Source organism: Colwellia psychrerythraea, from assembly GCF_000764185.1.
GTDB lineage: Bacteria > Pseudomonadota > Gammaproteobacteria > Enterobacterales > Alteromonadaceae > Colwellia > Colwellia psychrerythraea_B.
Genome location: NZ_JQEC01000016.1, coordinates 232591 through 259014, shown reverse-complemented (window position 1 = coordinate 259014; position 26424 = coordinate 232591). Strand labels below are relative to the sequence as shown.

23 protein-coding genes are annotated in these 26424 nt (G+C 37.9%); 8 read left to right on the top strand and 15 right to left on the bottom strand.

The genetic code is table 11. The annotated features are described in order from the left end of the window. Positions 1-339 precede the first annotated feature (339 nt). From GAB14E_RS13865 to GAB14E_RS13875, 3 genes are all read right to left on the bottom strand, one after another. Positions 340-1485, bottom strand: coding sequence for an HDOD domain-containing protein (locus GAB14E_RS13865; RefSeq protein WP_231562016.1), 1146 nt, complete (start codon positions 1483-1485; stop codon positions 340-342). 114 nt (positions 1486-1599) lie between these two features. Continuing rightward, on the bottom strand, positions 1600-2199 hold the full coding sequence (locus tag GAB14E_RS13870; protein WP_033081881.1) for an anthranilate synthase component II: 600 nt from the start codon (positions 2197-2199) through the stop codon (positions 1600-1602). A 210-nt stretch (positions 2200-2409) separates the two neighbouring features. After that, positions 2410-3609, bottom strand: a complete 1200-nt coding sequence (locus tag GAB14E_RS13875; protein WP_033081880.1) for an alginate export family protein — start codon at positions 3607-3609, stop codon at positions 2410-2412. Positions 3610-3946: 337 nt separating this feature from the next. Between GAB14E_RS13875 and GAB14E_RS13880 the strand changes: the two genes are divergently transcribed. The 3 genes from GAB14E_RS13880 (at position 3947) to GAB14E_RS13890 (ending at position 6064) form a co-directional block, all read left to right on the top strand. Beyond that, positions 3947-4174: a glutaredoxin family protein gene (locus GAB14E_RS13880; protein WP_033081879.1), complete on the top strand. Its 228-nt coding sequence runs from the start codon at positions 3947-3949 to the stop codon at positions 4172-4174. A 258-nt stretch (positions 4175-4432) separates the two neighbouring features. Continuing rightward, entirely contained in the window at positions 4433-4771 is a 339-nt protein-coding gene (gene glnK, locus GAB14E_RS13885) for a P-II family nitrogen regulator (protein ID WP_033081878.1), read from the top strand. A 12-nt stretch (positions 4772-4783) separates the two neighbouring features. Next, positions 4784-6064, top strand: a complete 1281-nt coding sequence (locus GAB14E_RS13890) for an ammonium transporter (RefSeq protein WP_033081877.1) — start codon at positions 4784-4786, stop codon at positions 6062-6064. A 166-nt stretch (positions 6065-6230) separates the two neighbouring features. On the opposite strand, the gene GAB14E_RS13895 is transcribed toward GAB14E_RS13890, so the two are convergent. Continuing rightward, complete coding sequence (locus GAB14E_RS13895) at positions 6231-7097, bottom strand: peptidylprolyl isomerase (protein WP_052093612.1); 867 nt, start codon at positions 7095-7097, stop codon at positions 6231-6233. Between the two features lie 225 nt (positions 7098-7322). Here GAB14E_RS13895 and GAB14E_RS13900 point away from each other — a divergent pair, with 225 nt between their 5' ends. Next, positions 7323-7718, top strand: coding sequence for a hypothetical protein (locus GAB14E_RS13900; protein ID WP_033081876.1), 396 nt, complete (start codon positions 7323-7325; stop codon positions 7716-7718). Positions 7719-8057: 339 nt separating this feature from the next. Here GAB14E_RS13900 and GAB14E_RS13905 read toward each other — a convergent pair whose 3' ends face one another. Further along, entirely contained in the window at positions 8058-9998 is a 1941-nt protein-coding gene (locus GAB14E_RS13905) for a tetratricopeptide repeat-containing diguanylate cyclase (RefSeq protein WP_033081875.1), read from the bottom strand. Between the two features lie 372 nt (positions 9999-10370). On the opposite strand from GAB14E_RS13905, the gene GAB14E_RS13910 reads away from it, so the two are divergent. The 4 genes from GAB14E_RS13910 to GAB14E_RS13925 all read left to right on the top strand — a co-directional run bounded on the left by GAB14E_RS13910 (position 10371) and on the right by GAB14E_RS13925 (position 15033). Next, positions 10371-10592 carry a FeoA family protein gene (locus GAB14E_RS13910; protein ID WP_033081874.1) on the top strand — a complete coding sequence of 74 codons (222 nt, stop codon included), beginning with the start codon at positions 10371-10373 and terminating at the stop codon, positions 10590-10592. A gap of 72 nt (positions 10593-10664) precedes the next feature. After that, a complete protein-coding gene (gene feoB / locus GAB14E_RS13915) occupies positions 10665-12854 on the top strand; it encodes a ferrous iron transport protein B (RefSeq protein WP_033081873.1) in 2190 nt (729 codons plus the stop codon). Between the two features lie 98 nt (positions 12855-12952). Continuing rightward, a complete protein-coding gene (locus tag GAB14E_RS13920; protein WP_033081872.1) occupies positions 12953-14605 on the top strand; it encodes a polysaccharide deacetylase family protein in 1653 nt (550 codons plus the stop codon). A gap of 113 nt (positions 14606-14718) precedes the next feature. After that, positions 14719-15033 carry a hypothetical protein gene (locus GAB14E_RS13925; protein ID WP_033081871.1) on the top strand — a complete coding sequence of 105 codons (315 nt, stop codon included), beginning with the start codon at positions 14719-14721 and terminating at the stop codon, positions 15031-15033. 42 nt (positions 15034-15075) lie between these two features. Here GAB14E_RS13925 and GAB14E_RS13930 read toward each other — a convergent pair whose 3' ends face one another. The 10 genes from GAB14E_RS13930 to GAB14E_RS13975 all read right to left on the bottom strand — a co-directional run bounded on the left by GAB14E_RS13930 (position 15076) and on the right by GAB14E_RS13975 (position 26381). Continuing rightward, the gene (locus tag GAB14E_RS13930; RefSeq protein WP_033081870.1) at positions 15076-16569 is read right to left on the bottom strand and encodes a sensor histidine kinase; all 1494 of its coding nucleotides are present in this window, start codon (positions 16567-16569) and stop codon (positions 15076-15078) included. Between the two features lie 30 nt (positions 16570-16599). After that, a complete protein-coding gene (locus tag GAB14E_RS13935) occupies positions 16600-17376 on the bottom strand; it encodes a response regulator transcription factor (protein WP_033081869.1) in 777 nt (258 codons plus the stop codon). 307 nt (positions 17377-17683) lie between these two features. Further along, positions 17684-18433 (bottom strand): spondin domain-containing protein, encoded by a 750-nt coding sequence (locus GAB14E_RS13940; RefSeq protein ID WP_052093611.1) that lies wholly within the window; start codon positions 18431-18433, stop codon positions 17684-17686. 9 nt (positions 18434-18442) lie between these two features. Then, on the bottom strand, positions 18443-19162 hold the full coding sequence (locus GAB14E_RS13945; RefSeq protein ID WP_197061180.1) for a spondin domain-containing protein: 720 nt from the start codon (positions 19160-19162) through the stop codon (positions 18443-18445). Between the two features lie 387 nt (positions 19163-19549). After that, positions 19550-20398, bottom strand: a complete 849-nt coding sequence (locus GAB14E_RS13950; RefSeq protein ID WP_033081868.1) for a hypothetical protein — start codon at positions 20396-20398, stop codon at positions 19550-19552. An 82-nt stretch (positions 20399-20480) separates the two neighbouring features. Beyond that, positions 20481-21560 (bottom strand): phosphotransferase enzyme family protein, encoded by a 1080-nt coding sequence (locus tag GAB14E_RS13955; RefSeq protein WP_052093610.1) that lies wholly within the window; start codon positions 21558-21560, stop codon positions 20481-20483. 146 nt (positions 21561-21706) lie between these two features. Then, positions 21707-22588 (bottom strand): nucleotidyltransferase family protein, encoded by an 882-nt coding sequence (locus GAB14E_RS13960; protein ID WP_033081867.1) that lies wholly within the window; start codon positions 22586-22588, stop codon positions 21707-21709. Continuing rightward, positions 22589-24055 carry a Gfo/Idh/MocA family protein gene (locus GAB14E_RS13965; protein WP_033081866.1) on the bottom strand — a complete coding sequence of 489 codons (1467 nt, stop codon included), beginning with the start codon at positions 24053-24055 and terminating at the stop codon, positions 22589-22591. Between the two features lie 290 nt (positions 24056-24345). Next, positions 24346-25641 (bottom strand): sensor histidine kinase, encoded by a 1296-nt coding sequence (locus GAB14E_RS13970; RefSeq protein ID WP_033081865.1) that lies wholly within the window; start codon positions 25639-25641, stop codon positions 24346-24348. A gap of 2 nt (positions 25642-25643) precedes the next feature. Further along, complete coding sequence (locus GAB14E_RS13975; protein WP_414734060.1) at positions 25644-26381, bottom strand: response regulator; 738 nt, start codon at positions 26379-26381, stop codon at positions 25644-25646. Positions 26382-26424 lie beyond the last annotated feature (43 nt).

The window sequence follows — 26424 nt, the reverse complement described above, 5'->3', positions numbered from 1 at the left end:
TAACAGCTTACTGTATTATGTAAATATTGCTTAATGAATATCTAAATATAGTGAAAAATATTAACAGCGCGTTAAAAATAGAGCGATAGTATGACAGAAATCAATCTACTTGTCTTGCTATGCGGGTCTGCAGCCCAGACAAAGCAAAGGCTTAGCCTATTTTATTCAGAAAACATGAATATTTATAGAGTGGGATTGTTTTGTTGAAATAAGGGGGGTAGTGAGGGCATAAGCGCTTGCTTGATGAAAGTCCCTTGGCATGATTTTTTAATAATTAATCAGAAATAAATTAGCTTAAAAATGGAAAACTGTCGTAAATTGACGACAAAATCAGCTAATTTAATTAAAATTGAGCTTAATATGGTCAATATCGCTCTTTTTCAATAAAGAAATTTCAGCTGGCGTTAAATTAGCAGCGCTTAGTAATGTTTTACTTTCATCACTGTCTATCAAGTCTTCTTTTGCTAATGCGCGAAAGGCTACAAAAGCTTTTGCTTTAGCAACCACTTGCGCTATTGGATGCATTTTATCAATACTATCAGCATAGGCTAAATCAAAAATAGGCTCGGTTATGCCAAGGCGTCTAAATGCCATTTTTTCTATTAAATCAGCAGATAACTGTGAGCTACGCATAACAAGTTGCTCAAGTAGTAATTCTTCACTCGCTTCAATTTTGGATAAAACATTGTGTAATACCTTATCTTTACTTTCAAAAGCCTCGCGAACTTCTTCTTTATACATGTCACTAAAGGTAGTTAAATAACAACGGGTAACAGCAAGCCTGCCTATATTTGATAACATACCTGTGGTAAAAGCGGAGAAATCATCGAGACCTTGTTCTTTGGCTAATGCGCGAGAAGCTAAGGCAATAGATAAACTATCATTCCATAGCTTTCTTTTCATTAAACCATAGGGTGCGGTACTTGTTGGTAGCCAATGTTTAAGTGTAAACGTTGGCATTACCAATTTTAAATTGTCTAAACCTATATAACTTAATGCCAGCTTCGCATCGGTAACTTGTACGTCAGCACGTTTTCGGTATTGTGGTTTATTGACTAAACTTATTAAATCGATAGTTAACCATGATAAAGACGCGGCAAGGTCTTTAATTTGGTTAACTGAAGCAGCGCGAGCAGATAAAATATCGAGAATGGCAGGGCAAGCGTCTTCAATACCTAATACCTGATGATAAAGGTGTTCTTTATTATCAAAGTCACTATTGATTTTTGTACGAACACGGCTAAAAAAACTCTGTTTAATTTGTTTGCGGAAATGCTCTTCTCCATGTTTTGCAATGATTTTTTCTTGTTGCGCTTGTACTTCAACAGATAATAGCTCTCGGCGGCGGTTTGCTTGTTCGCTACCTTGACGATCAACCATAGAGATTTTTCCACTTTGCTTTTCCGCAAAATCTTTACAGATAGAGAGGCTAATTGCGCGTTGGTATATAGTGGCTACAATTGGGTCGTTTTCAAAAATTTGCATAGAGAGTGTATTGCTTACCTAGAGTAAAAAATTGAGCATGGAATGCGTTAAGTTTAGCGCTTTTGATGAGTAAAGTGCTACTTTATCTGGCTTTACTCTAAAAAGCTTCTGTTATTAGCTTATCGGGTAATTTTTAAATTGCTTGATGAAATTTGCTAATAAATTTTGCCCTTGTTCTGTGAGTATTGATTCGGGATGAAATTGCACGCTGCATATAGGCAGCGTTTTATGCGCTAATGCCATAATTTCATCTAGATCACCTTGTTCATTTTCACTCCACGCGGTGACAGCAAGCTCGTTAGGTAATGATTTTTTGTTAACAATTAATGAATGGTAACGGGTGACTTGTAGTGGTTGATTTAAGTGAGTAAATATACCTTGCTGAATATGGCGAATTTTTGACGTTTTACCATGCATTACTCGTTTTGCTTTTTCAACCTTTGCGCCAAAGTGTTGCGCAATACATTGATGCCCTAAACAAACCCCTAATAACGGGATTTTTCCGGAAAATTTTCCAACGACAGCAAGAGAAATACCGGCAGAGTCTGGATCACAAGGACCAGGTGATATAACAATATATTGCGGTTTTAACTGTTCAATTTCTTCAATGCTAATTTCATTATTTCTAAAGACAACAACTTCTTGACCGAGCGCCTGAAAATAATGCACTAGGTTAAAAGTAAATGAGTCGTAATTGTCGATCATTAATAACAAAAAGTTTCGCCTAACAGCTGATAAAATTCGCCGCTATTCTAATGGTTTTATTGGGGGGGGGCAATGTAATGACAAGATAAAATGCCAGGATCAGTGAAGGGATAAAAAAGGAGGGGAAAATGGCTGGGTATAAAACCAGAAACCAGCTTGTGCTGGTTTCTTTTTTTATCGTTATATCTTACTAATTTGTAACGATTATATTACCAGTAATTAGAACTTAGCCGTTAGTTGTAGCCATATTTTGTTGGTGTCAGTTGGCGATACGCCGTCATCGCCTTCACCATAATTAGCTGCTTTTACTAATACGCCGTAGTTTTTGTTAATTTGATAAGTAGCCACTAAGTTAAGCTCGCTACCAAAATCAATACTATCTACGTCAGAGGAGAAATCATGGTAAGTTGCTGACCATTTTACACCTGATACTTTACCTTTAGCAGTCAAATAAACGTCCTGTAGGCCTTCACTGGGTGTGCCTAAAAACTTATCGGCCCAACCGTTAAATTTATGTTTTGTTGCTAATGGCGTGTTAAAACCAACACCATTATCACTACCTAATAATTCATAACCACCTAATACGGTTACTGGACCAAAGTTATAACCCGCTTCAGCATTAATATACATAGCAGAATAGTTCATTGGGTTATCACCATTATCACTTTGACTCGCTAAGCTAGCATTAACTAAAAACTTGCCAAATTTACCCTTGTATAAGGCACCTACAGTACTGCTCGAGTTTTTATATTGCTCTATCGCATCATAATCTAAAAGGTAGGCAAAACCTGATATATTATGGGCTTTATTAATATTATAATTAGCATTAACTAAGTGGAAGTCACCTTTAACATTGTTGGCGGTAATGTCATTGATGTTTTGGATATAGCTATAATCTACTGAGAAAGCATCGGCTTTATATTGTGCACGAACGCCGTCATAGGTTTGTTCGTTTTGACGCCAGCCAACACCACCAACAAAACGTTGGTTATTGTGTAAAATACGTTGACGACCAACAACGGTACTAAAGCCATCATTGGCGTATTTAATATAAGCTTGGTTTACATCTGTGCCTTGAGGATCAGCAACAACCGGGTATTGGCTATTACCATTTTTTTTACTGTTGTAATCATCGACAAGGGCATCAACTTTATCAACTTCTAAACCCATTGAAAAATTGTTATAGCTGCCTGTTTTAATGGTAATACGGCTTTTTAATGTTGCTGCTGAGGCATCTTTGTCTATGCCATCTTGGTCTACGCCTTCATAACGAGCACGTAACTCAACATTAACTGTACTGTCGCTAAGGGCTTGTGTAATGCCTTTGCCATGTTCAGTTTCACCAGCAAAGACGGTAGGAGCCGCTAAAATAGCGGTAGTGATTAATGATAAGGTAAACTTGTTTACTGCTTTTTTCATAATAAGATCCTAGGGTCATGTTTTTTAAGTGAATTAGTTATCTTTTCGATTATTATTATAGGTGTTGATAACTGATGAGGTGATTTTTACACCCCATAGAGTTAAATAGTTTGATTTAAATCAAGTTGTTAATATATGTTTTTGATTAGGATCACTATATTGATTTGCATCAAGCTTTGCTACAACTTTAGTCTATAAAACAGTGTTTTGTATTTTATTGGCGCCATTATCGAGTAATTAAAAAATCGGCCTAATAAAAGACTACAGACCAAGCTTGAATTTAAGGTAAAATAGTTAATAGTATCTTTTGATGAATCACTAAAAATAAGGGTTTAGTATGAAACGTGTTGTCTTATATAGCACAGACAAGTGTCCTCATTGTCAAACGGCAAAACGTTACCTTGAACAACAAGGCATTGCCTTTAGGTTGTGTAATATTAAAACCGGTAAGGGACAAAAAGAATTTGCGGCAACAGGCCTACGAGGCGTACCTGTTTTAAAGGTTGGTGATCAATTACTCAATGGTTTTTCGGTTAAAGGTTTTACCGCACTTTATAATAGTTAAAAACTAGAGTTCTCTACCCTTATTGAACCTTAATCTATCCTCTCGAGAGCTTGCTCGATAAAAATCTCCTACTTTAGCGCTAAAGCGTTGCACCAGATGATCTCAGTGAGATATTTATCTGCACGACATTGGTGCGTTTAAGTCTACCTTCAGTTTTAATATAAATCTAAGTCATTAATAAATATAGCTAAATCATATTGGCATATGAATTGTATTATCAGGTTATTAGAAATATAAAAACGATAACTAGGGGTAAGCATGAAACTAATTAGCGCAATCATTAAGCCATTCAAACTAGACGATGTCAGAGAAGCCATTTCTGAAGTCGGTGTTGAAGGCATCACAGTCAGTGAGGTCAAAGGTTTTGGCCGTCAAAAGGGTCATACCGAACTATATCGCGGCGCGGAATACCAAGTCGACTTTTTACCTAAAGTGAAGTTGGAAATTGCTGTTAATGATGATCTGGTTGAGCGTTTAGTCGAAACCATTACTAAAGCGGCTTACACCGGAAAAATAGGTGACGGTAAGATCTTCGTTTTTAATCTAGAGCATGCTATCCGTATTCGTACGGGCGAGCAAGACTCTGAAGCACTTTAAGGGAGAGTAATCATGGAACAAAATATTTTTCAATTACAATACGCTTTAGATACCTTTTACTTTCTTATGTGTGGTGCCTTGGTAATGTGGATGGCTGCAGGTTTCTCTATGTTAGAAGCTGGCTTAGTACGCGCTAAAAACACTACTGAAATCCTAACCAAAAACGTCGCACTATATGCTATTGCCTGCATTATGTACCTTATTGTTGGTTACGATATTATGTATGGCGGTGGTGTTTTCTTAAATGGCATTGGTCTTGACGGTGCGAGTGATGCTGATGCATTGGTTAGTACTGTGCTAGCAGAGTCTGCAGAAGCTGGATTTGATGGTGGCGCTGTTTATTCCAATGCAGCTGATTTCTTCTTCCAAGTAGTATTCGTTGCAACCGCTATGTCAATTGTTTCAGGTGCTGTTGCTGAGCGGATGAAATTATGGGCTTTTTTAGCTTTTACTGTGGTATTAACTGGTTTTATTTACCCTATGCAAGGTAGCTGGACTTGGAACAGTGAAGCAGTTTTCGGTTTATATACTTTAAGTGACTTAGGTTTCTCTGATTTTGCTGGCTCAGGCATTGTTCATATGGCTGGCGCTTCTGCCGCATTAGCGGGTGTTTTATTACTTGGTGCTCGTAAAGGTAAATACGGTAAAGACGGTAAAGTAAATGCCATTCCTGGTGCTAACTTACCTATGGCAACCTTAGGAACTTTTATTTTATGGATGGGTTGGTTTGGCTTTAATGGTGGTTCAGTATTAAAGCTAGCCGATATTAATAGTGCTAATTCAGTGGCTATGGTGTTTTTAAATACCAATGCTGCCGCTGCAGCAGGCGCCATTTCAGCCCTTGTGTTTGCTAAAATATTGTTTAAGAAAGCCGATTTAACCATGACATTAAACGGTGCATTGGCTGGGTTAGTAGCTATCACTGCCGAGCCTTCAACACCGTCACCATTACAAGCGACCGTGTTTGGCGCTATTGCCGGTGTTATCGTGGTACTTTCTATCTTAGCCTTAGATAAAGTGAAAATTGATGATCCCGTAGGTGCTATATCTGTCCATGGTGTGGTTGGTTTCTTTGGTTTGATGATTGTGCCAATCACTAACTCAGGTTCTTCTTTTAGCGGCCAGTTAATTGGCGCTGCAACTATTTTTGTTTGGGTATTTGTTACCAGCTTTATAGTCTGGTTTGCTCTGAAGAAAATTATCGGTATTCGTGTAAGTGCTGAAGAAGAATATGAAGGTGTTGATATCTCTGACTGTGGTATGGAAGCTTACCCAGAATTCACTAGAGGTTAACAGTACCCGAATATAGAGTAGAAGAGGTTAGGCTACAATAAGTGAGGTGATTCTAAGTTAATTTTTTCTAAATTAGAATACTCAAAGTTTAAGCTGAAATAAAAGCAGCGATATCGAGAACGATACGCTGCTTTTTTATTGTACTTTATTTGAACTGACTATGCGTCTAGCTTTTAATAAAGCGCTTTCTCGTTGATACTAGCGCTAATACCATCAGCGAAAACCAAGTAAATGAACCGCCACTGTCTTCAACATCAGGAACACTTTTAGATGGATCACTTGGGAAGGCATCATCAATGTCTTTTACGCCATCACCATCGCTATCTGGATATTTTGATAACAAAGGGTGTAAATCAGCATCAGTAACCTCTGAATTATCAATAATGGTAATTCTTTCAATCACAACAAAGTTTTCCATACCAGGCACAGTCATATCAGCACATGTTTGGTTGTCATCAATTACCATGGGCACACCTTGTAAACTGCCCGCAGTACAAAGATCAAGCAGAGCTATTTTTTCTACTACTAACATGCCGTCACCAATAACTTGGCCAAACGCGGTGAAACCACCATTTTGTCGGTCTAAGTTATCAGGGTTTGAAGTGTCGTTGTTATCTTCTAAATTAAAGAACCATTGGTTAGTAGCGCTATTAGGGTTACCGCCTTGTTTGGCCATGGCTATTGTGCCTTTAACATTAGAGTAAACTGGCTCGTTTATCACCGAGGCACTTGCAACTAGAGGCGTTAATGGCCATTCACCGGAAAATTCATAACCGCCAGCTTGAACCACGAAGTCTTTAGCAACTCGATGAACAACAGAGTTGGTGTAATGTTCATCATTAACATAACTAAGAAAGTTACTTACTGTCTTAGGGGTAGTTGTATCAAACAAGTTAACTTGAAAGTTACCTTGTGAGGTTTGAAATTCTACGATAGTAGCATTAGCAGGGTTAATAAAGCTGAAGCTAGCAGTGACAATACCAATAAGAGCAAATAGTTTCGTTGTGTTTTTCTTTGTTATTTTTTTAAGCATGGTTAACCTGACTGTACGGTAAATAGTTATAAATCGTGTCTCATAGTAATGTCTGTGATCGACGTTAACAAGTAGCAGTAACACTTTAGTCAACTAGTAGTAACATTTTAGTAATAAGATGGCGCTATAGCTAAAAAGTGATCTGCTTTCCCTTGTTTTGCAGTAAATAATGATTACAATGACGCCGACCCTAATTACAACTTCTCCTACATCTCAGGAATTCACATGAAAAAACTATTTTTATTAGGCATTTCAATACTTACTTTGTCACTGTCTAGCTTTACCCAAGCCAGTGTTAAAGTTGGTGTTGCGTTAGATATGGACTTAAGCCTTGTTGCACAAATAGATAGTTACAATATTGTGCTTGGTGATAGTGGTTTTGCAGTCGATTACTTAGTAAAAACCGGAAAATTTAATAATGAAACACCATTGACTTGGTATGTGGGGGGCGGCGGTTGGGCTGGCTGGGACCATGGTTATGGTGTTCGAACGCCTGTAGGTGTTTCTTGGTATTTTGCCAAAGGTTGGGATTTATACGGCCAAGTACAACCCGTAGCAAACTTTGATGATAGTTTTAAATTCAGTGTTGATGGCGCCATTGGTGTGCGTTTTGCTTTTTAATTAAAAATTATTTATTTGTTGATTACACAGAAGAGCCTTTTGGGCTCTTTTTTATGCTAAATCAAGCCGCTGAGCCGCTGAGCCGCTGAGGAAGTTGCTAGGGAACTCAATAAAGACTAGTTAAAAATTTCTGGCGATCAGGGTGACTTTTATTCGGTATTAGTTAAACACCAAGCGCTACAAAAAAACTGCAATGCTTGCCATGACGATTATCAAGCTATCAGGCTTTTACTTACCGAACGGCAAACTTTTCCACTATTCAAATAACTGAACAGTTAAGCTTTGTCGATCATATGAATGCCTTAACTAAGCACTTGTTTAACAAATACCAACATCAACTTAACCTGAACTTTGCTTGGCTATGACAATTTGGTTTCGGCCTTGGTTTTTAGCCTGGTATAAAGCCATATCGGCATTGTTAAATATTTGACTGAAACTATTTTGTGTTTTAGTTAGTTGTGCAATACCAAAGCTTGCGGTAATTTGTAATGATTTGCCCTGAATATTCATTACTTTATGTTCAATAGCAAGCTTAATACGTTCAGCTATTTCATAAGCCTGAGCTGAGTTGGCTTCAGGTAATATGAGTAAAAATTCTTCACCACCTATACGCCCTAAAATATCATGACATCGCACATATTCATTGGCTGTTGATGTAAGCTCTTTTAATGCAATATCACCACCGCTATGGCCAAAGTTGTCATTGACTTGCTTGAAATGGTCTACGTCAAACATCACCATAGAAAATTGCTGCTCATTCTTGTTTGCTTGTAATAACATTTTTTCGGCATAAATAAAGGTAAACCTACGATTTGCTAGCTCAGTTAAGCTATCTGTATTGGCTATTTTATTCAGAGCTTTGCTATTAAGTATTTGCCTATACATAAAATAAACCAGTACGAATACAAATAACGAAATAACGATTATTATCATATTTTGTAATTTCTGCTTTTGTGCCGCACTTTCTAACGAGGCTTGATTTAATGCCTTGTCTTGCTCTAATAATTTATTTTTCAAAATAGCTTGGTCGGTATCAAACATGACTTTATATTTTGAACGTACAGTTTCGCGCTCAGCGTTATAATAATTTTTTAAAAGTTCTCTTGCTTGTTCTTGCTTGAAGTATGCCGTTTTATAATCTTCTTTAGTAATTGCAATCTTGCCTTGTAAGTCATAAAGCTGAATATACCAGCTGAGAGCATTTTGCTTACCTAAAGGTGCAAGTATCGCTTCAACTTTCGTTAATGCTTCTATTGCTGCTTTTATATTGTTATCAGCGATTTCAAGTTTAGCTGCTAAGACAATTGCGCCAACTTCAGCGGAAGGATTTTCATAGTCAGGGTATTCTCCTTTGTATTTATGCCAAAAAATACGAGCTTTGTCGTGTTGTTGAGAGTGATGGTAAGTATCAGCTAACCCTAGATATGCTAAGTAAACATACTCTGTTTGATTGGTTTTTTTTGTTAATTCAATAACTCTTAGGTAAGTCGCTTCAGCCTTTGAGTAATCCTTTTTACGTAGATGAATTTTGGCTAAAGCAGTTTGTACAAACAACTCATCAAAATAATATTGATGTTTTTTAAAATAATCACTGGCTTCTTTTGCTAACTTTACTGCATTGATATCATCAAATAATAGAGAATAGGAGTTAGCCATTTCAGCTTTCAAATAAGCTAAACCTAATTCATCACCTATCTTTTCAAGTTGTAAGTAAGCTTGATGATAATGCTTTAGGGCAAGAGTATCTTTATGGTTAATTGAATATGAGTAAGCCATGTAAGCATAACTATCAGCAAGGAGTCTTGAGTTTTCATTTGCTTTAGCATATTTCTCCGCGAGCAAGTATTTCTCCATGGCCTGCCCGGAGTTACCCAATTCATCCATGATGCCACCCTGAGTCAATAACATTGAAATCCCAGTATCAGTTTTTAAATTTGTTTTTAGGGCATATGCTTTGTCTAGTAATCCTTGGCTAATTCTGTAGTGCCCTAATATGTAGTTATGTTGCGCCATCTTGCTAAATAAGGTGGCTTTATCAAAGTCCGTCATCTTTTGCAGGTTTTCAGCTACGAGTTTTTTAGAAAAGGCTAAAGCTAATGCTGGATCCTTCTTATTTAACTCATCAATTTTACCAAGAGGGTTTTGCATCCAAGCAGAGGTTTTGTCTAATGTGTAGCCATAACTATTTAAACTAAAGCACAAAAATATTAAAACGAAAAAAAACTTTGAACTTAGTCTTTTTTGATTTGCTAGCACATTAGTTTTAATCTTTTTTTTCATATAACTAGCTCTCGGGTAGGTCTGCTTGTAGCCTTTATGACTGTGAGTTATTACATGTAGGTAGCGCAACGGTATTAATTATAGTCATTTTATCAGTGGAATAGAGTTGGCCGACAATTATTATAAATAATTGTCGTTAGCTAAAGCTCATTTCCTATGAAAGCGCGAGTAACCCATTCGCTACATACCTTAATAGGATCTTTCATAAATATCCCTAGTTAATGATGCGTTTTGTTTGAGCAATATCATGATTGGTTACGTTGTTTTACTATTGATTTTTTCAGGCTAATGCTATTATCTAAATAATAGTAATTATCATTAATTCTTAGATTACCTGTTATGGGTTAATGAAATGTTTTTTGGACTTATACCATGACTCTAGCAGAACTTCCCCTTAACAAACTAGCTAAAATTAGTGTCTTACCTAAAGATGAAGCTATTGCCGCTCAATTGATTGAGCAAGGTTTTACGCTGCGCTCTCACATATCATTAGCACATAAAGCGCCATTTAAGGGCCCTATGGCCTTTCGCTTGCATAATACCAAAATTAGTATTCAACGTGCTATCGCAGAACAAATAGGCGTTAGCCTTTAATTAATGACTTAAGCAGTAAGTTGATTAACCCGCTAATACATTTATAACAATCAAACTCAAAAGAATCTTTCCGTGAAACAATCAAAACATTTCGCTCTGGTTGGTTTTGCCAACTCAGGCAAAAGTACTTTATTTAACCTGTTATTATCTGGCCATGAAAACAACAAAAACCAAAGTAAGCAAAAAGTAGGCAATTGGTCAGGTGTGACGGTTGCGGCTAAAAAAACTAGTTTTACCTTGCTTAATCAAGCTGCCTTTCTATCAGATTTACCCGGTTTGAGTTCACTAGAACGACAAAGAGAGCAGGGTAAAGACCTGACTATTTCTCAGACCTTTTTGCAAAATAGTGATATTGACTGTTTAGTGAATGTTGTTGATATTAGCCAACTTAGTAGGCAGCTGTATTTAACCAGTCAGTTGCTTGAGTTGGGAGTACCTATGATAGTGGTACTTAATAAAAGCGATAGACAAAAACATTTAGAGATTGACTTAGAGCAGTTATCTGCTGAACTAGGTTGCCCAGTTATAGCCATAAGTGCTCAACGTGGTGAAGCCTTAGCAGAAGTACAACAAGCACTTAGTCAAGTGACAGCTAAGCTATCAGCTAGTCATCAAAGTATTGTGGATGGTGTTAGTTTAGACAAAAATAAAGGACAAGAAGCCAAAAAAAATATCAAGACAATGCAAGCCCGTTATGACTTCATTACCGACATGTTGGCGCGTGTGAGTAGTGTTGAAACAACTAACGCTGCTTTTGCCAATCCTAGCTCGAGTGACAAACCCTTTTCAGAAAGAATTGATAGTATTGTCTTACATCCAATAATGGGAGTGCCGGTATTTCTGGGGGTAATGTATTTACTCTTTATGTTTGCCATTAACGTCGGCAGTGCTTTTATCGACTTCTTTGATATTCTTAGCGGCACCTTGTTTGTTGCTTATCCCTTACATTTTCTCGCACCATTAGACTTACCACAGTGGCTACTCACAATTGTTGAGGGCTTTGGTAGTGGCATACAAACCGTAGCAACCTTTATTCCGGTTATTGCCTGTTTGTTTATCGGCTTATCACTTTTAGAAAGCTCTGGTTATTTAGCACGTGCGGCCTTTGTCGTTGACAGTGTTATGCAAAAAATTGGCTTGCCTGGTAAAGCTTTTGTGCCGCTAATTGTTGGCTTTGGTTGTACTGTGCCTGCAGTAATGTCAGCAAGAATCCTTGATAGTGAGCGAGAGCGTATTACTACGATAATGATGTCCCCCTTTATGTCATGTGGGGCAAGGTTACCTGTGTATGCATTATTTGCTGCGGCATTTTTTCCTGATAATGGTCAAAACTTAGTGTTTTTATTGTATTTAGTTGGTATTGCCGCTGCGATATTTACCGGCTTCTTATTAAAGAAAACCGTTTTATCAGGCACAGCCTCATTAAATATTATGGAATTACCTCATTATGAAATGCCAAAAATATCTGACCTTAGTCAGCGTGTATGGCAACGTACTAGTGGTTTTGTCACTGGCGCAGGTAAAACCATTGTCATTGTGGTGTGTTTATTAAACTTTTTTAATTCTATTGGCACTGACGGTCAATTTGGTCACCAAGATAGTGAAAATTCAGTATTAAGCCAAAGTGCTAAAGTGGTTATGCCGTTATTGGCACCCATGGGCGTTCAAGAGGATAATTGGCAAGCAGGCGTAGGTATTATCACCGGTATTTTTGCTAAGGAAGTATTGGTTGCTACCTTTAATAATTTATACTCACCTCATGCAGGAGAAGATCAAGAGCAGCCATCGTTAATACAAAGCTGGCAAGAGGCGACTGATAGTATCAAAGAAAATTTATTAGGCATTGCCCCTGACGATCCTTTGGGTATTAGCGTTGGTGAAATTAGTGACTTAAACCTTGCCGCCCAAGAGCAAGGGGTTGAATTAAGCACTTACCAGCGAATGCAGTTAGCTTTTGTTAGTCAGTTAGGCGCTTTTAGCTATTTATTGTTTATTTTACTTTATACCCCTTGTGTTGCTGCGATGGGAGCAATCAAAAATGAAGTGGGTAGTCGCTGGGCAGGATTTGCTGCCGTGTGGAGTTTTACTTTTGCATATTTGGTGGCTACCTTATGTTATCAAATAGGTAATTTTATGGCTGCACCGTTAAGTGCCAGTATAACCATTAGCTTTGCTTTATTAACCTTTGTTTTAATTTATTTCTGGCTTAAACATAAAGGCAAACGGGTGTTAACTATCCCAGTAAAAGTTAGCTATTCCTAGTTGAAATTTTATAAGTATTTTATTAAAAACAATCACTTGCTTAACAAGAAAAAGCCACGTAATTTAATCGTTAATGAAGGAGTTATAAAAGGGTATTTATGTGGTTTTTAGCTCAGACTTTTCAACGATATAAAAGATTAATAACAGGACATTCTTTGGGATTAGTCGCTGGTGTAGTGATGTTTAGCATTTTACTTTCTGGCTGTGGCGATTCTAGCTCAACGCCTGTGGATATCACTGTAGGTACTGGCGGAATAGTTACGCAAAGCACTATAATTCAAACAAATTTTACTCAAAGTATTAATTCTACCGATGAAGTTTATAAGTTAATTACTTTAACTGGTTATGAACAATCAGGCTTACAAGTTTACTGGCCAAATAGTAGTAATATCCCGGTAGTACTACAGACAAGTTTACAGCTAATCATTCCGCAGATAAATAAAACCTTTACTCAGCAAAACTTTGCCTTTAGTCAGTTAAGCTCTTCAGGTGCGCCAGCGCTTTATAAAAAGATACTTTTCAGTCCAGTGTCATCAGTTAACAGTGATGAGGGCGTTGAGCAAGCAAGTTTTACCCTTGTCGGTGATGGCGTCATTCTTGTTATGTTAAATGTTGATGCCTTGCTTGAAAATTCAAAGAGCAATACTTTGTTATCAGCCGAGCTAAGTAACATTATTTATCAGAGTGAGCGTATAAAATATCAACATGACAATAGTATCTTTGAGCGTTTAGTTTCTCGAGGTTTAGCTTTACATTTTTTAAAGCAAACTTTACCTGCAGATGAAATTACATTTTCGGTTGAAATCGAACAGTCTGAGTTGCTGGCTGCATTGACACAGGTGAAATCTGGTCTCGAAGATGGCGTACTTATTGAAAACTGGTTTGATGATACGTCGTTCAGTGAACAAGGTACAGCCAATGCAGTTGGTTATTATTTGGTGTCACAGCACTTTTCCTTTTATAACGGCAGTAATGCTAGTAATAGCTATAGTCTGGCGAGTAGCATGTTTTTATCTTGGCTCGATGGTGAAAATAAAGCGATTAAAAAGCCGGAGCAATATGTACGAACCGGTAATGTACCCGATCAAATTGCTATCGAAGAGCTTGCTCGCCAAGCCAGTTTATACCTAGGTAGTTATTTTATTGAAGGTTTAAATCACCAAAAACTGATTGCCTTGTCTTTTGATGATGGTCCGTCAGAGTACACGACAAAAATTTTAGACGTGCTGGAAAAAGCACAGGTGCCAGCAAGTTTTTTTTGGCAAGGGCAGAATTTAGCTAATTACCAGGAAGTCGTTAAGCGCAGTATAATAGCAGGTCATACGATAGCTAATCATAGCTGGGACCATGCCAATGGTATGAGTTATTCCGGTGAGGATTTATGGCAACAACAAGTGGCAAAAACTAATGATGAATTTCTACAATTATTTAATATCATGCCACGATTTTACCGACCGCCTTATGGCGAAATTTCAGATGAACAAATTGAACATTTAGCGGCAAAGGGCATGAAAGTAATACTTTGGTCGGTAGACTCAAGGGATTGGAATCCGGCATTAAATAGTATTGAAAAAATTGAAAGTGAATTGATTAACAATCAACATGAGGAAGTGATCACCTTAATGCATGATGCTGGCGGTAATAGGCAAAATACAGTTGACTCATTACCCGCAATTATTGCTCATTACCAAGCGCAAGGTTATCATTTTGTTAACCTTGAAACCTTACTAGGTATAAGCGATAAACATTAAATTACGCCATTTTCTTTACAGCGGGGTAAATACTAAATAACGGCTGAAATGGAAATTCCATTTAGATGAATCATACTTATCGAGTATGATTTTTCTCTGTTGGAGATATAGTAATGATGGTTGCAAGGTGGTGTATTGATGCTAAATTTGGTCACAAACCTGAAGTGGTTGACTCCTTAACTAAATGGTTCAATGAGGTTGGCTCGCAAATAGGTTGGACTAAAGAAAACTCTCGTATTTTAGTGGGCTCTGTTGGCGCATTAGAGTCGAGTGTTATTTCAGAAATAACGATTGCAAATTTAACCGAGCTCAATGATGCTTGGCAAAAATTGGCTCAGATAGACTCTCATCTTGAATGGAGTAAAAACTTAGAGCCTTATGTTGTTTCTGGTACACCTAAATGGGAAATATATCGCATTATTGACTAATCCACTTACGCTTTGCTTGAAATCAAATGACCTGTCAAAAACTTATGGCTTTAGCGTGGGTAAGGATAATGAAAAACTACTGCCATTACCAAGGACACTGTTAACCGTAAGTTCGGAATTGAGCACTTGAGATAACTTTTGGCTGATCGCTAAGCCCAAACCAGTATGTTGAATATTATCTTCTATGGCGTTACTTGCCCGATATCTAGCATCAAATATATAGGCAATATCCTCCTTACTAATTCCACTACCATTATCAGTAACGCTCACTTTAACCTGTGATGTTAGTTGCGTTACTGTCATGACTATCTCACCACCGATATCGGTATGTCTGATGGCATTTTCTAATAAATTGGTCATGATTCTTTCTAACTTCGCAATATCAGAATAAACAATAAATTGACATGGTTGCGGCTGTAACGTTAAAGCAATGTTTTTATCGGCAGCTTTTAAAGTAAATTTTGCCAGAATGTCATGTAGCAGTTCACCTATGGCAAAGGTCTCTAAACTAACAGTCACTTGACCATTTTCTAAATGTGCTAATTCAAATATTTGGTCAATAAGGCGTTTAAGTTGGCTAACATTACGCTGCACAGTCGCTAAATACTCTTGTTGCTCAGTATCAGATAAATTATTTCCTTTGATTGCTAAGGTTTCAATATAGCCTTGCATAGTCGCTAGTGGTGTTCGTAAGTCGTGGGACAAGTGAGCTAATAATTCTCGACGCATTCGGTCATTTTCAGTTAATAAAGAGAATTGCTGATTAATTTGTACAACCATGTCGTTGAAAGTAGCGCCAAGAAAGTGCACTTCATTATTATTAATACTGGGGTTTGTGGTAGACCCCCATTGTTTTAGCTCTATTTTTGTTTGATCAAATTGCACAGCTTTAAGTGCCTGCATTTGTTTTGCCAGCTCCCTTACCGGGTTAGTGAAATAATGAAATACCGCTAATAAAACTAACAATAATAACAACAAGCTGGCGATAACAAAGGCGCCATATTTTTGTAAATCTTTATCAGCTTGTACTTGGCTAAAGATGGAATCATAAATTTCACCGCCAATAATTATGTATAAATAACCTTGCAGCAGTTCACCTTGATATACGGGGGAAGCAGAGAATATTTTCTTATTGTTAAACCCACGAGGGTCATCACCAAAAACCGGTACTTGTTCAGGTTTGGCTATTAGCTGCTTGAGTGGTATTAATGAAACAGATTTTCGCTTTATTTTAGCGGCATCCGCAGAGTAGGTTAAAATATTACCCTCTGCATCAAGGAAGTAAAATTCAAAAGCAGGACCTAGTAACATAAGGGTATGGAAAAGGTTTTCTAGGGCTTTTTTATCATAAACGCCGTCTTGTAATAAGGGGTTATCGTGAGCTAAATGTTCAGCTAAGTTTACGTGTAATTTTTGCTCTGCCTGGTACTTTGATTTTTGTACCAAAGAATTACTCCAAGCGACGAGTAATGAGGCCATTATGATGAAAGCGGCACAGAGAGTTAAGGCTAAACGTTGGTAAAGTGATATTTTCATCTAAAGAAAGTCCTTATTATCAATACTCATTTAAGATGTCGCCACTGGCATTACGCCGGCGGAATTAAGTTTATAACCCACTCCCCAGACGGTTTGAATTATTTTTGGCTCAGTACAGTTTTCTTCAAGTTTACTTCTAAGGCGATTAATGTGGGAGTTAACTGTGTGTTCATAGCCATTGTGATGGTAGCCCCAAACACCATCGAGTAATTGAGCGCGTGAAAACACCTGATCAGGGTGTTTACAGAAAAAATCTATCAACTCAAATTCTGTCGCGGTTAAGTTGATGGTTTTATTTTTATAAGTTACTTGATGATATCGATGATCAACTTGCAGCTGTCCTATCGATGTCGGCATTTGCTCTACCTGAGTTTGCTCCTGAGATTTATTAGCTGTATTAACTTGCTCATTATCACTGGCGGAATTCTTTGCTCTTAGGGCATGTACTCTACGTAACTGACTCCTTACACGAGCCTGTAATTCACGAATACTAAATGGCTTGGTCATGTAATCATCAGCACCTAATTCAAGGCCCAATATACGATCAATTTCTGAGGTTTTAGAGGTCAGCATAATAATTGATTGCAAGGGTTTTTCTTGTCTTACTTGTCGGCAAATATCTAGCCCGCTAATGCCTGGCAACATGACATCAAGTAAAATAAGTTGATAGTCTTGTGTTAAAGCTTGTTGCAGTGCTTGCTCACCTTGGGTGCAAATATCGCAGTGTAAATCTAATTCAGATAAGTGCACTTTAATAAGCTTAGCAATATCAATTTCGTCTTCAATGATTAAAATTTTATCTTTCATAGTGTGGCCAATGAGTGGCCAAAACCACCTATACCAAGCGAACCAATTAAGTGACAACTTAGCGAGAATTAAAAGGTTAAAGGCAAGGTATTGATTACAGAGAATGGTTATTCCTTGTCAAAATCAATAACGCCGCCTTTAAGCCTTTTAAACTCGCCCTCCGGGAGCTCATTAGAAAACTGATAACATCACAAAATCAATGAAATATAGAATAACTATGTTTAACAAATTTTGTTTGCTCTAAGTTCACTACTGTAGCTCTAAGTTAGTCAATTAATTAATCCGCTTGGTATCTTGGCCTAGCGCACTACTTAGTTCGAGTAATGGTTAGTTTAACTGCAGGATTATCAAAACGATGCGCCTGAGTTAATACTGAGCTTGATAGACCATCATCTTTGCTAACTACACCAGGATGATAGCCGACTAAGTCGATATCATCGCGTGTAGAATCATAACCAACCCCGCCATCTGCTGGGCCTGGAATAGTACCGACGGCTTCATTATTCTTTTCGGTACCTGAATCATAGACATTTAATCGCCATGATTTTTCTTGGTTAAGCGCTAATGTTGATATATCTACTCCAGTAAGACCCGAGAAAGCGTCATTTGTATTCACTAACATAGTGACAACGGTTAAATAATCTGCCATTGGCTCTGTGGTACTGATGTTCAAAGTAACGCTTGAGCCAGGCAGAAGAGGGCCTTCAGCTGATGTTGATGCAAGGTTATCCTCTAGTGAAATAAAATCAGTATTATCACCACTTTCAGCTAATTTTTCTAAAGCAACTGAAGCTGCTTGGCCTACTTGCCACATTCTTGTATCACCGTGCAGTGTTACTGCAACAGGTGATAAAGGTTGACCATAGGTTAGGTTCGTCAATGTGAGAGAGTAGCTATATTCCATAGCGGGTGTTACAGGTACAACAACCACTTCCTCAGGAGAATTATCATTATCACTATCATTACAAGCCGCTAGGCCCAAGGTAAGTAAGCTGACAAGAAGTAATTGCTGAGTAAGTTTATTGGTTATCTTTTTATGAGTGGTAAAGGTTAACATGATGCCCCCTTATTGCACGGTAATGGTAAGTTTAGCAACGGGGTTTAACCAGCGTTGCACGCTATTGTTAATATCACTTTTACCTGCAGTCATATCATCATCACCTAAACTGCCGCGATGAATATGTACTTTGTTATTCGATTCCATATCGGTAATGCCTGTACCATTCATGCCTATACTGGCATCAAGTGGCGGTGGTACGGGCATACCAGCTTCACCGGGTGCGCCACTGCCGCGAATTTCATCATTGGCTTCAGTGCCTGCATCATAGGCATTTAAAAAAACTGTATAAGTGCCAGCTTCTTCGGGTATTTTCCAGCTATCTAAACCGACAAAGCCATCATTGGAAGGCAATATCATGGCAGCAAGAGATAAGTGGGTATTGGCACTATCATTGGTTAAGTTAAAACTTGCTGACATTGCCGGCGCTAATAAACCGGCAGCAGGATTTTCATTAATATTGGCATCGCTATTGGTTAACATACTGACTAAACCTGAAATATCACCACCCTCAGCCATAGTTTGTAGTTCAACACTGGCCATTTCGCTCGCCATAAAAAGGTGATTGTCGCTAGTATGGGCAGCTGTAATTACCGGGGTAAAATGCAAACCTTGCGTTAAATTAGTAACAGTAATTGATAATTCTTGTGCCATTGTCGTTGAGCTTGCTAGCGCTAGTGCTAGTAGACTTAATGTCGACTTAATTGGTGATTGCTTGATTACTTTCATGATACTTTCCTTTGTAGTTAGACTTACTTTTGTTAAAGCTAATATTGTTAAAGTAAGAGAGAGTATGTCGGTGAATTATCGCTGGGAGATCACGCTTTTATCACTTTTTGTTAGTAAATTAATCACAGAAGTATCACAACAAAGGGTAATGACAAATGGGGGGAGAAAAAGATAAGCGAATAATCTTAAAACTTAAGTTTTTTCAGTTGCTTGAACGTTATCTAATGATCTGTAACTTCAATGAACAAGGGGGAAGAGGGGATTCGTTGTTGTAGTGAATAGTTTTGTCTTGGAGCTATTCTGTTGTGTTTAGTTTGTTAACTCACTTATTTAGAGGTGTAAGTTAGATAGGTAATTTAGAGGTGTAATGCACACCTCTACAGTCGCTTATATTTTTTTAAGGTAAAAAGCGGTTTCGTGCCCTTGTATGTACATCACTGTTTCAGCTGTGTCGCCAAGGATAGGCTCATCTAACAAATTTACATTTTGAATCAGTGTTATTGAATACTCTCCTGAAGCAGTGGTTGCTGGCGCGAATGCCCCGGTAATCAGCCATAAAGAGCCATCACTCAACAGTATTGAATCATTTTCACCTTCAGAGTAAAAAGTATGCAGGCCTTGCCATATAATGGTTGCTTTCGTTAAAGGCTCAAGGTAATAACCAAAAGGTGCGTATTCATTATATAAATACCAATCACTAAATTCACCTAGTTTTTCAGTAGTTTGTGATGTTAGATCAGGAAAATTTCTTCCTACATCATACAGTGTGTAATCAAAAATACCCCCAGTATTAACATCTGAATAGTCAATACCGTCAACTCTCCATATTGAGTCATCATCTAATAACATTACGCTTCCTACGGATAATGGTGCTAACGCTATATTTCCTTGTTGTAAAATAGTAGGGGTTTGAATTGGGTCAATGTAAAAGCTAGCGGCGGTATTGTTAATAAATACATAATATTGCCCTTTTACACCCTGATTAGGCTCACCAAAATCATTTGGGTTATCATAAATGATAACGTCTGCTTCTCCAGCACTAAGCGTGCCATCACCGAGTGATAAACCGACAATACTCCATAGCGTGCCATCATCTAATTTTATTAAGTCGTTTATAGAGTGACTTTTAAGGTAAATTAATTCTGAATGCTCGGGTGATATTTTATTATCAGATGAGCCACCTTCTCCGCATGCTGAAAGCAGAAGAACGCATATCAAAAAATAGCCAAATCTCATAAAATATCCTTTTAAATTAATAAACTATATTATGGTAACAGCAGAATGATTTTCACACTAGATAATTTGCTGGTAACAATGCTTACTGAGCTAACTTCACTAACTCAGGCTCAGCTTCACAGACTAAGTTAAACAATTGTACTTGGCTGATAGCACGATCTAAATTGTGATTCTCACGACTTACTTGAAAATAGTTATCGCCATTTAAATGGTCTGTTAAAAAGCGTGTACCGATAATGAAGGGTAATAACTTTGCACCAACGATTAAGCTCTCTTTTTCAAGCGCCGTTATTTTATCACCAAAAGCATTTTGATAGTTTTGAATCAGGGCTTCGAATATATCTAGCTTGAGGAACATCTTATCTGTGCTGGTATCGTCTTCGGCAAGATTGCTGCAACACGTTCTGACCATGTCGCCAAAATCATGCATTAATAGCCCTGGCATACAGGTATCAAGATCAATAACAGCACATGGTTTATCACCCGTGGTAAATAATAGGTTATTTATCTTAGTATCGTTGTGGGTTACATGCAGCGGTAATTTTTTACTAATGTCGATAACGTGGTCAATAAATTTTTGTTGGCCAAAACAAAAATTTACTAAAGCTTGGCAGTCAGCTAAACGATCTTGATGATTATTTTCTACTGCTGCTTTAAGCTGAGCCATGCGAAAACTAATGTCGTGAAAGTCTTTAATGATGACAGCGATGTCATTTGCGGGGAAGTCACTCAACGCACAACTAAATTGTGCGAAGGCTGTTGCAACAAGCGCTGCCTGCTCAACAGATTCAACTTCTTCTAGGGTATAAGAGCCACTAATAAACTCCATTAAACGCCAGTAATTAGCGCCAATTTTGAGACACGTTTCGCCTGTTTTGCTCAATACTTGCCCAGGTACTGTTAACGGATAATTACCCGTTTTTTTTTGTGCGAGTAAGTGCAAGTTGATTTTTTGTGCGTTACTACTTAATTCAACGGTTTTAGGAAATATATCGTGGTTAATTTGCTGCAAGACAAATTCAAAATCAGGGGTGATTAATTTATAAGTATTATTAATATGGCCATTACCTAACGTGGTAATTTCTACTTTTGAAAAGTCAAAATCATAGTTATTAAGTACTGTGTCTATATCCGTGTGAAGTGATGCTACTTTGTTTTCCATTGCTTTTAATACTTATATAGTAGTGATTATCTTGTTAGCAATGTGATTATTCTAGTAAGTGTTTACCAGCCTGCTTATGCTAATTCTTTAATATGCTAAACCAACGTTAATTAAATTAACGTGTGACAAATTAGCGCAAGATAGTACTATTTTTTAGCGAATAGTGCAGTAACTTTCTCATCAACCTGTTGGCTATCTTGCGGGTAAGTTAAGCCAAACCAACTATCCTTGGAGCTAAGTACTTTTACTTTTTTATTTTGTTGTTCTATTTGCTGCATCACTACTGCAGGTAAATAACACTCTTGATTAATATCAATTTTACGGTTTTCTATTAACGTGAGTAGCTCAGTCAACGATTGTTCTATGGCTAAAAAAATATCCACATTGAAAAACCAACAATTCATTGATATTAGACTCTCTGGCGCTAGTTTAATGTTTATCTGCTTTGCGCTAAGGGTGCCGTTAATACTTTGTCCATCTGATTTTATCTGTTCACATTCTTCAATGCTTGTTAAATAATTTTCGTTATCAAATTTGCATAACCCTCGGTTAACGCCGCCAAAATCTGACAAGGTGTTTTGTAATTGATAGGCCACCATTAAATAGTTTTGAGGTGTTGCACTTGCTTGCTTTATCAATAAAATGAAAGCTTGTTTAGCATAAAAATCATCAGCATTAATGACAGCAAAACTTGCTTTGATAAGCTGGCGACAACTCCATAGTGCGTGCGCGGTACCTAAGGGTTTGTTGCGTTGTTCTGGCAAAATACAACCCTGTGGTAAATCATCAAAGCTTTGGTAAGCAAAATCATATTCGAGTCCTGCAGGCAGTCGACTAACAACTTGTCGCCGAAGTAGCGACTCTAGCTCTGGACGAATAACAAAGATCACCCGTTTAAAGCCCGCATTAACAGCGTTAAATAGGTTATATTCCATCAACGTTAGTTGCTGCGGACCAAACTCGGCTAGCTGCTTATTACCGCCAAAACGAGAGCCTAAGCCAGCAGCTAAAATAACAAGACTAGTCATTTAACTAACAATGCCAAGTGGTTTAGCTTGCTGCCAGATACCACGAGTAAAATCAGGAATATCTTTAGAATTACTGCGATCAGCGACTGACTGCGCACTTAATGGCGTGATCACTGACCATGCTGCGGCATCATAGACATCTTGGTCTAATGGTTGACCATTGCGTAAACAATAGACCATGCGCCAAAGCATTAAGAAATCCATACCACCATGACCGCCATTACGTTCTGCTTCTGCGCCCATTTGTAACCACAAAGGGTGATCATAATCAGCTTGCCATTTAGCCATATCATGATCCCAGCGATGGAAACTAGCATGACTTGGTTTGCGACCGGATTGGCCATTTTTTTGCCACTGTTTAACTGCCAGTTCATATTGCTGTTGATACTGGGCTTTAATGTTTTTCGGGACATTTTCTAGGGCAATTCTATTGGGGAAACCAGCAAATGTACCATTGGTACCTTGAATATAGTTATGGCGAGAATATGGGCGTGGGCTGGTCGTATCATGTTGAACCATAATCGACCGGCCTTTTATGGTTTTAATAATACTGGTATTCATATCGCCAGCAATATAATTAAGCTGGTTACGTTGGTGACCGGCTGAAAACTCTTTGGCTGCATAGGCTTGTCGGCCAAGTGCTGGTGAGCTGGTTGAGGTTAAATAGTCGAAACGGTCACCTCGATTGATATTCATGTATTGAGCAACAGGGCCTAAACCATGGGTAGGGTATAAATTGCCATTGGTTTTAGCATGCCAAGCCGTTCGCCAAGAACCAGTTTTTTCCGTAATTTCTTTCATTTGCCAGCGAAGTTCATGAATGTATGCCGCTTCACCGTGTAATAAGTCGCCGAATAGACCTTGGCGCACCATATTTAAGACCATGAGTTCATCACGGCCATAACAAACATTTTCCATCATCATGCAGTTTTTCTGAGTGCGCTCAGCGGTATCAACGAGTTGCCAGCACTCTTCTATTGTAGTTGCCGCAGGTACTTCAACAAAGGCATGTTTACCACTTTCCATGGTCTCAACACACATAGGTGTGTGCCAGCGCCATGGGGTAGATATGATAACGATATCAATATCGTTACGTTCAAGCATTTTTTTATACGCTGACTCTGAGCCGGTATAGCTATCTGGTTTGGCAAAACCATTATTGACCACAGTGGCAATAGACTCATTTAATACCCGTTCATTGGTGTCGCAAATGGCCTTTATTTCAACACCATCAATATGGCAATAATGTTTAACGTGACCAGAGCCACGTTCACCAACACCAATAAAGCCAATACGAACAACGTCCATTCTTGGTACAACTAAGCCCATAACCGACTTGCCTTGGGAAATAGGTGAACCTACTGTACTTGCGGCTGAAGAAGCACAAGCTGTGGTAACGCTAGTAGCAACACCGGCAGCAGTTATAACGGCAACAGATTTAAGAAATTGGCGACGATCTTGGCTCATAGATTTATCTCTGACTTAATATATAAAATTACTGTTAGAAGTAATAGCGAGTGATATTTTGATTGTATATGAATTATTTATCGATGGAGCCAGCAGTAACCAAAGATTACAAAGGTGGGTGAACTCAACTGGCTAGATATATTGACAGTTTTAGTCAATATATCTAGCCAGTTCCTCCTATGGAGTGAAGAGATAAATAGTAATTCACAATATATTGTCTCTTTAAGGAGAATAGATTTTTATGAATTATGGGATATGATTTTTGCTGTGAGTGTTTCTTAAAGTAGTCTTTATTTGGGAAAGTCTAAGGTAAAACAAGCACCTTTGAGCTGATTTTTATTACAGGCGTTAATACTACCTTGATGCCAGTCCATGACCTTACTACAGATAGCTAAACCTAAGCCAAAATGTCCTTGCTCTCTTGATCTATCGGCATCAAGTTTAACGAAAGGTGTGAAGATAACGGCGAGTTTATCGTCGGCAATACCTTTGCCATCATCTTCAACTGTGATGGTCAGTAGTTGATTGTTATCGTTAATGGTAAGTAATACTTCACTATTGGCGTAGCCAATGGCATTGCTAATAAGGTTCACTAAAGCGCGGTAACTCCAGTGATAATCTAAGGGATAGCTAATGGTATTATCGCCAGACAAATGCACGGTAATATTTTTTTGCTCTGCCAATACTTGGCAATCATCAATTGCGGAGGTGATTAAGGCGGTGATGTTAGTCTGTGTTTTATTGAGTTTTAATGCTTGTCGCTCCATTGAAGCATAATCAAGAAATATAGAGGTCATTTCTTCCATTCTGGTTAATTCATTGTCCATCCGGGTTAAATAACTATTCTTTTTTTCAATTGACTGACTATCTAAGGCAGCTTCTATACCAAAGCGTAAACAAGCCATAGGTGTGCGAATATCATGAGATAAGCTGCGCGCAAGCACTTTATTATCGGCAACAAGCTGTTCTATTTTGCTGGCCATAGTATTAAAACTTCGCTCTAACATTTTTATGTAAGAAAATCGACTGTTTGCTATACGAGCATCAAGTTGCCCTGAGCCAATTTTTGCTGCGGCATTATTAAGTAAATATAAACGCCTTGTTAAAGGAAATAACCATAATATTAATATTACACAGATGCTTACGTAGAGGATTAAGGTTAAAATAAAGTTGAAGTTATCGTCAACTATAGCTTCAGCGGGTAGCTCCAAGCGCAATAAAAACTCTGGGTGTTGAGGAATATTTTTCAATAAATATTGATTAGTACTTGAAGCTAGCAGTAAACCGCCTTGTTGATTTAGCTGGGCAATTAATGAGCTGGGTAAAGCAATCTTTTTACTTGACGCTAAGCTGGTTTCTATTTGGTAGTCTTGTTGAAATTGACTTACTCTTTTACTTAATAACGAGTTATCAAGTGTGCTTAGTTCATTAGTTAGTCCGTCAACAAGGTGCCTATAAATAGTGGTACCTTGTGTCTCGGTTACTTTATCTTCTGTTGAATACTCTACTAATTCATCAAGGCCCCATCCTATAAAAAATAGTGAACCTAATACCGTGATAATGATACTACTATAGAGGCCGCGCATTGCTAGTCTTCATTGCCGCTGATTGATGTTTCTTGCCAAGCATCACCAACAAATAAATAGCCTTTTCCCCAAATGGTTTTAAATTTTTGTGGTTTTTGAGGATCATCATTAAACAGTTTACGTAAAGTCGATAACATCACGTCAAAGCGTCTATCCTGGCCATCATATTCTCGTTTTTTTAATGCTTTAAATACTGAGTCTCTATCAACAACACTGCCGGCATGTTGTGCTAAGTAGGTAAGGAATGCAAACAGACTTGTTGATAGGTCTATCTCTTTTCCTTGGTAGATCACACGTTTTGCTTCTTGATTAATAGTGAGTTCACCAAAGGTAAGTTGTGTTGATTGATTTTGCTCAGCCTTGCCATTATGGCTAAGTTGACGGTTTATACGTGCTAATAAGGCGCGTGGTCGTACGGGTTTTATCACATAATCATCTGCGCCAGCTTCTAAACCAATCACTTCATCAAATTCATCTGCCCGTGCAGTTAACATAATAATAGGTATTTGTTTACTCTGTTCATGTTGGCGAATAAGACGACATACTTCTATGCCATTTAATCCGGGCAACATAACATCTAGCAATACTATATCTATGGCATTTTTTTTAATCTCATGCATGACTAGATCACCACGAGCTACATGGGTGACATTAAAACCTTGTTCGGTTAAATATTCGCAAACCCAATCAGCAAGACTAATATCATCTTCCACTAATAAAATATTGTGCATTTTACTTATTCCTATAACTTAGTTAGGTGATATTTAAGCGTTAGCTCAAGTA

What these genes read in the sequence shown, in the direction of transcription:
- GAB14E_RS13865 (WP_231562016.1), bottom strand. Translation starts at nt 1,485, where the DNA reads ATGCAAATTTTTGAAAACGACCCAATTGTAGCCACTATATACCAACGC.
- GAB14E_RS13875 (WP_033081880.1), bottom strand. Translation starts at nt 3,609, where the DNA reads ATGAAAAAAGCAGTAAACAAGTTTACCTTATCATTAATCACTACCGCT.
- GAB14E_RS13880 (WP_033081879.1), top strand. Translation starts at nt 3,947, where the DNA reads ATGAAACGTGTTGTCTTATATAGCACAGACAAGTGTCCTCATTGTCAA.
- glnK (WP_033081878.1), top strand. Translation starts at nt 4,433, where the DNA reads ATGAAACTAATTAGCGCAATCATTAAGCCATTCAAACTAGACGATGTC.
- GAB14E_RS13890 (WP_033081877.1), top strand. Translation starts at nt 4,784, where the DNA reads ATGGAACAAAATATTTTTCAATTACAATACGCTTTAGATACCTTTTAC.
- GAB14E_RS13895 (WP_052093612.1), bottom strand. Translation starts at nt 7,097, where the DNA reads ATGCTTAAAAAAATAACAAAGAAAAACACAACGAAACTATTTGCTCTT.
- GAB14E_RS13900 (WP_033081876.1), top strand. Translation starts at nt 7,323, where the DNA reads ATGAAAAAACTATTTTTATTAGGCATTTCAATACTTACTTTGTCACTG.
- GAB14E_RS13905 (WP_033081875.1), bottom strand. Translation starts at nt 9,998, where the DNA reads ATGAAAAAAAAGATTAAAACTAATGTGCTAGCAAATCAAAAAAGACTA.
- GAB14E_RS13910 (WP_033081874.1), top strand. Translation starts at nt 10,371, where the DNA reads ATGACTCTAGCAGAACTTCCCCTTAACAAACTAGCTAAAATTAGTGTC.
- GAB14E_RS13920 (WP_033081872.1), top strand. Translation starts at nt 12,953, where the DNA reads ATGTGGTTTTTAGCTCAGACTTTTCAACGATATAAAAGATTAATAACA.
- GAB14E_RS13925 (WP_033081871.1), top strand. Translation starts at nt 14,719, where the DNA reads ATGATGGTTGCAAGGTGGTGTATTGATGCTAAATTTGGTCACAAACCT.
- GAB14E_RS13930 (WP_033081870.1), bottom strand. Translation starts at nt 16,569, where the DNA reads ATGAAAATATCACTTTACCAACGTTTAGCCTTAACTCTCTGTGCCGCT.
- GAB14E_RS13935 (WP_033081869.1), bottom strand. Translation starts at nt 17,376, where the DNA reads ATGAAAGATAAAATTTTAATCATTGAAGACGAAATTGATATTGCTAAG.
- GAB14E_RS13940 (WP_052093611.1), bottom strand. Translation starts at nt 18,433, where the DNA reads ATGTTAACCTTTACCACTCATAAAAAGATAACCAATAAACTTACTCAG.
- GAB14E_RS13945 (WP_197061180.1), bottom strand. Translation starts at nt 19,162, where the DNA reads ATGAAAGTAATCAAGCAATCACCAATTAAGTCGACATTAAGTCTACTA.
- GAB14E_RS13950 (WP_033081868.1), bottom strand. Translation starts at nt 20,398, where the DNA reads ATGAGATTTGGCTATTTTTTGATATGCGTTCTTCTGCTTTCAGCATGC.
- GAB14E_RS13955 (WP_052093610.1), bottom strand. Translation starts at nt 21,560, where the DNA reads ATGGAAAACAAAGTAGCATCACTTCACACGGATATAGACACAGTACTT.
- GAB14E_RS13960 (WP_033081867.1), bottom strand. Translation starts at nt 22,588, where the DNA reads ATGACTAGTCTTGTTATTTTAGCTGCTGGCTTAGGCTCTCGTTTTGGC.
- GAB14E_RS13965 (WP_033081866.1), bottom strand. Translation starts at nt 24,055, where the DNA reads ATGAGCCAAGATCGTCGCCAATTTCTTAAATCTGTTGCCGTTATAACT.
- GAB14E_RS13970 (WP_033081865.1), bottom strand. Translation starts at nt 25,641, where the DNA reads ATGCGCGGCCTCTATAGTAGTATCATTATCACGGTATTAGGTTCACTA.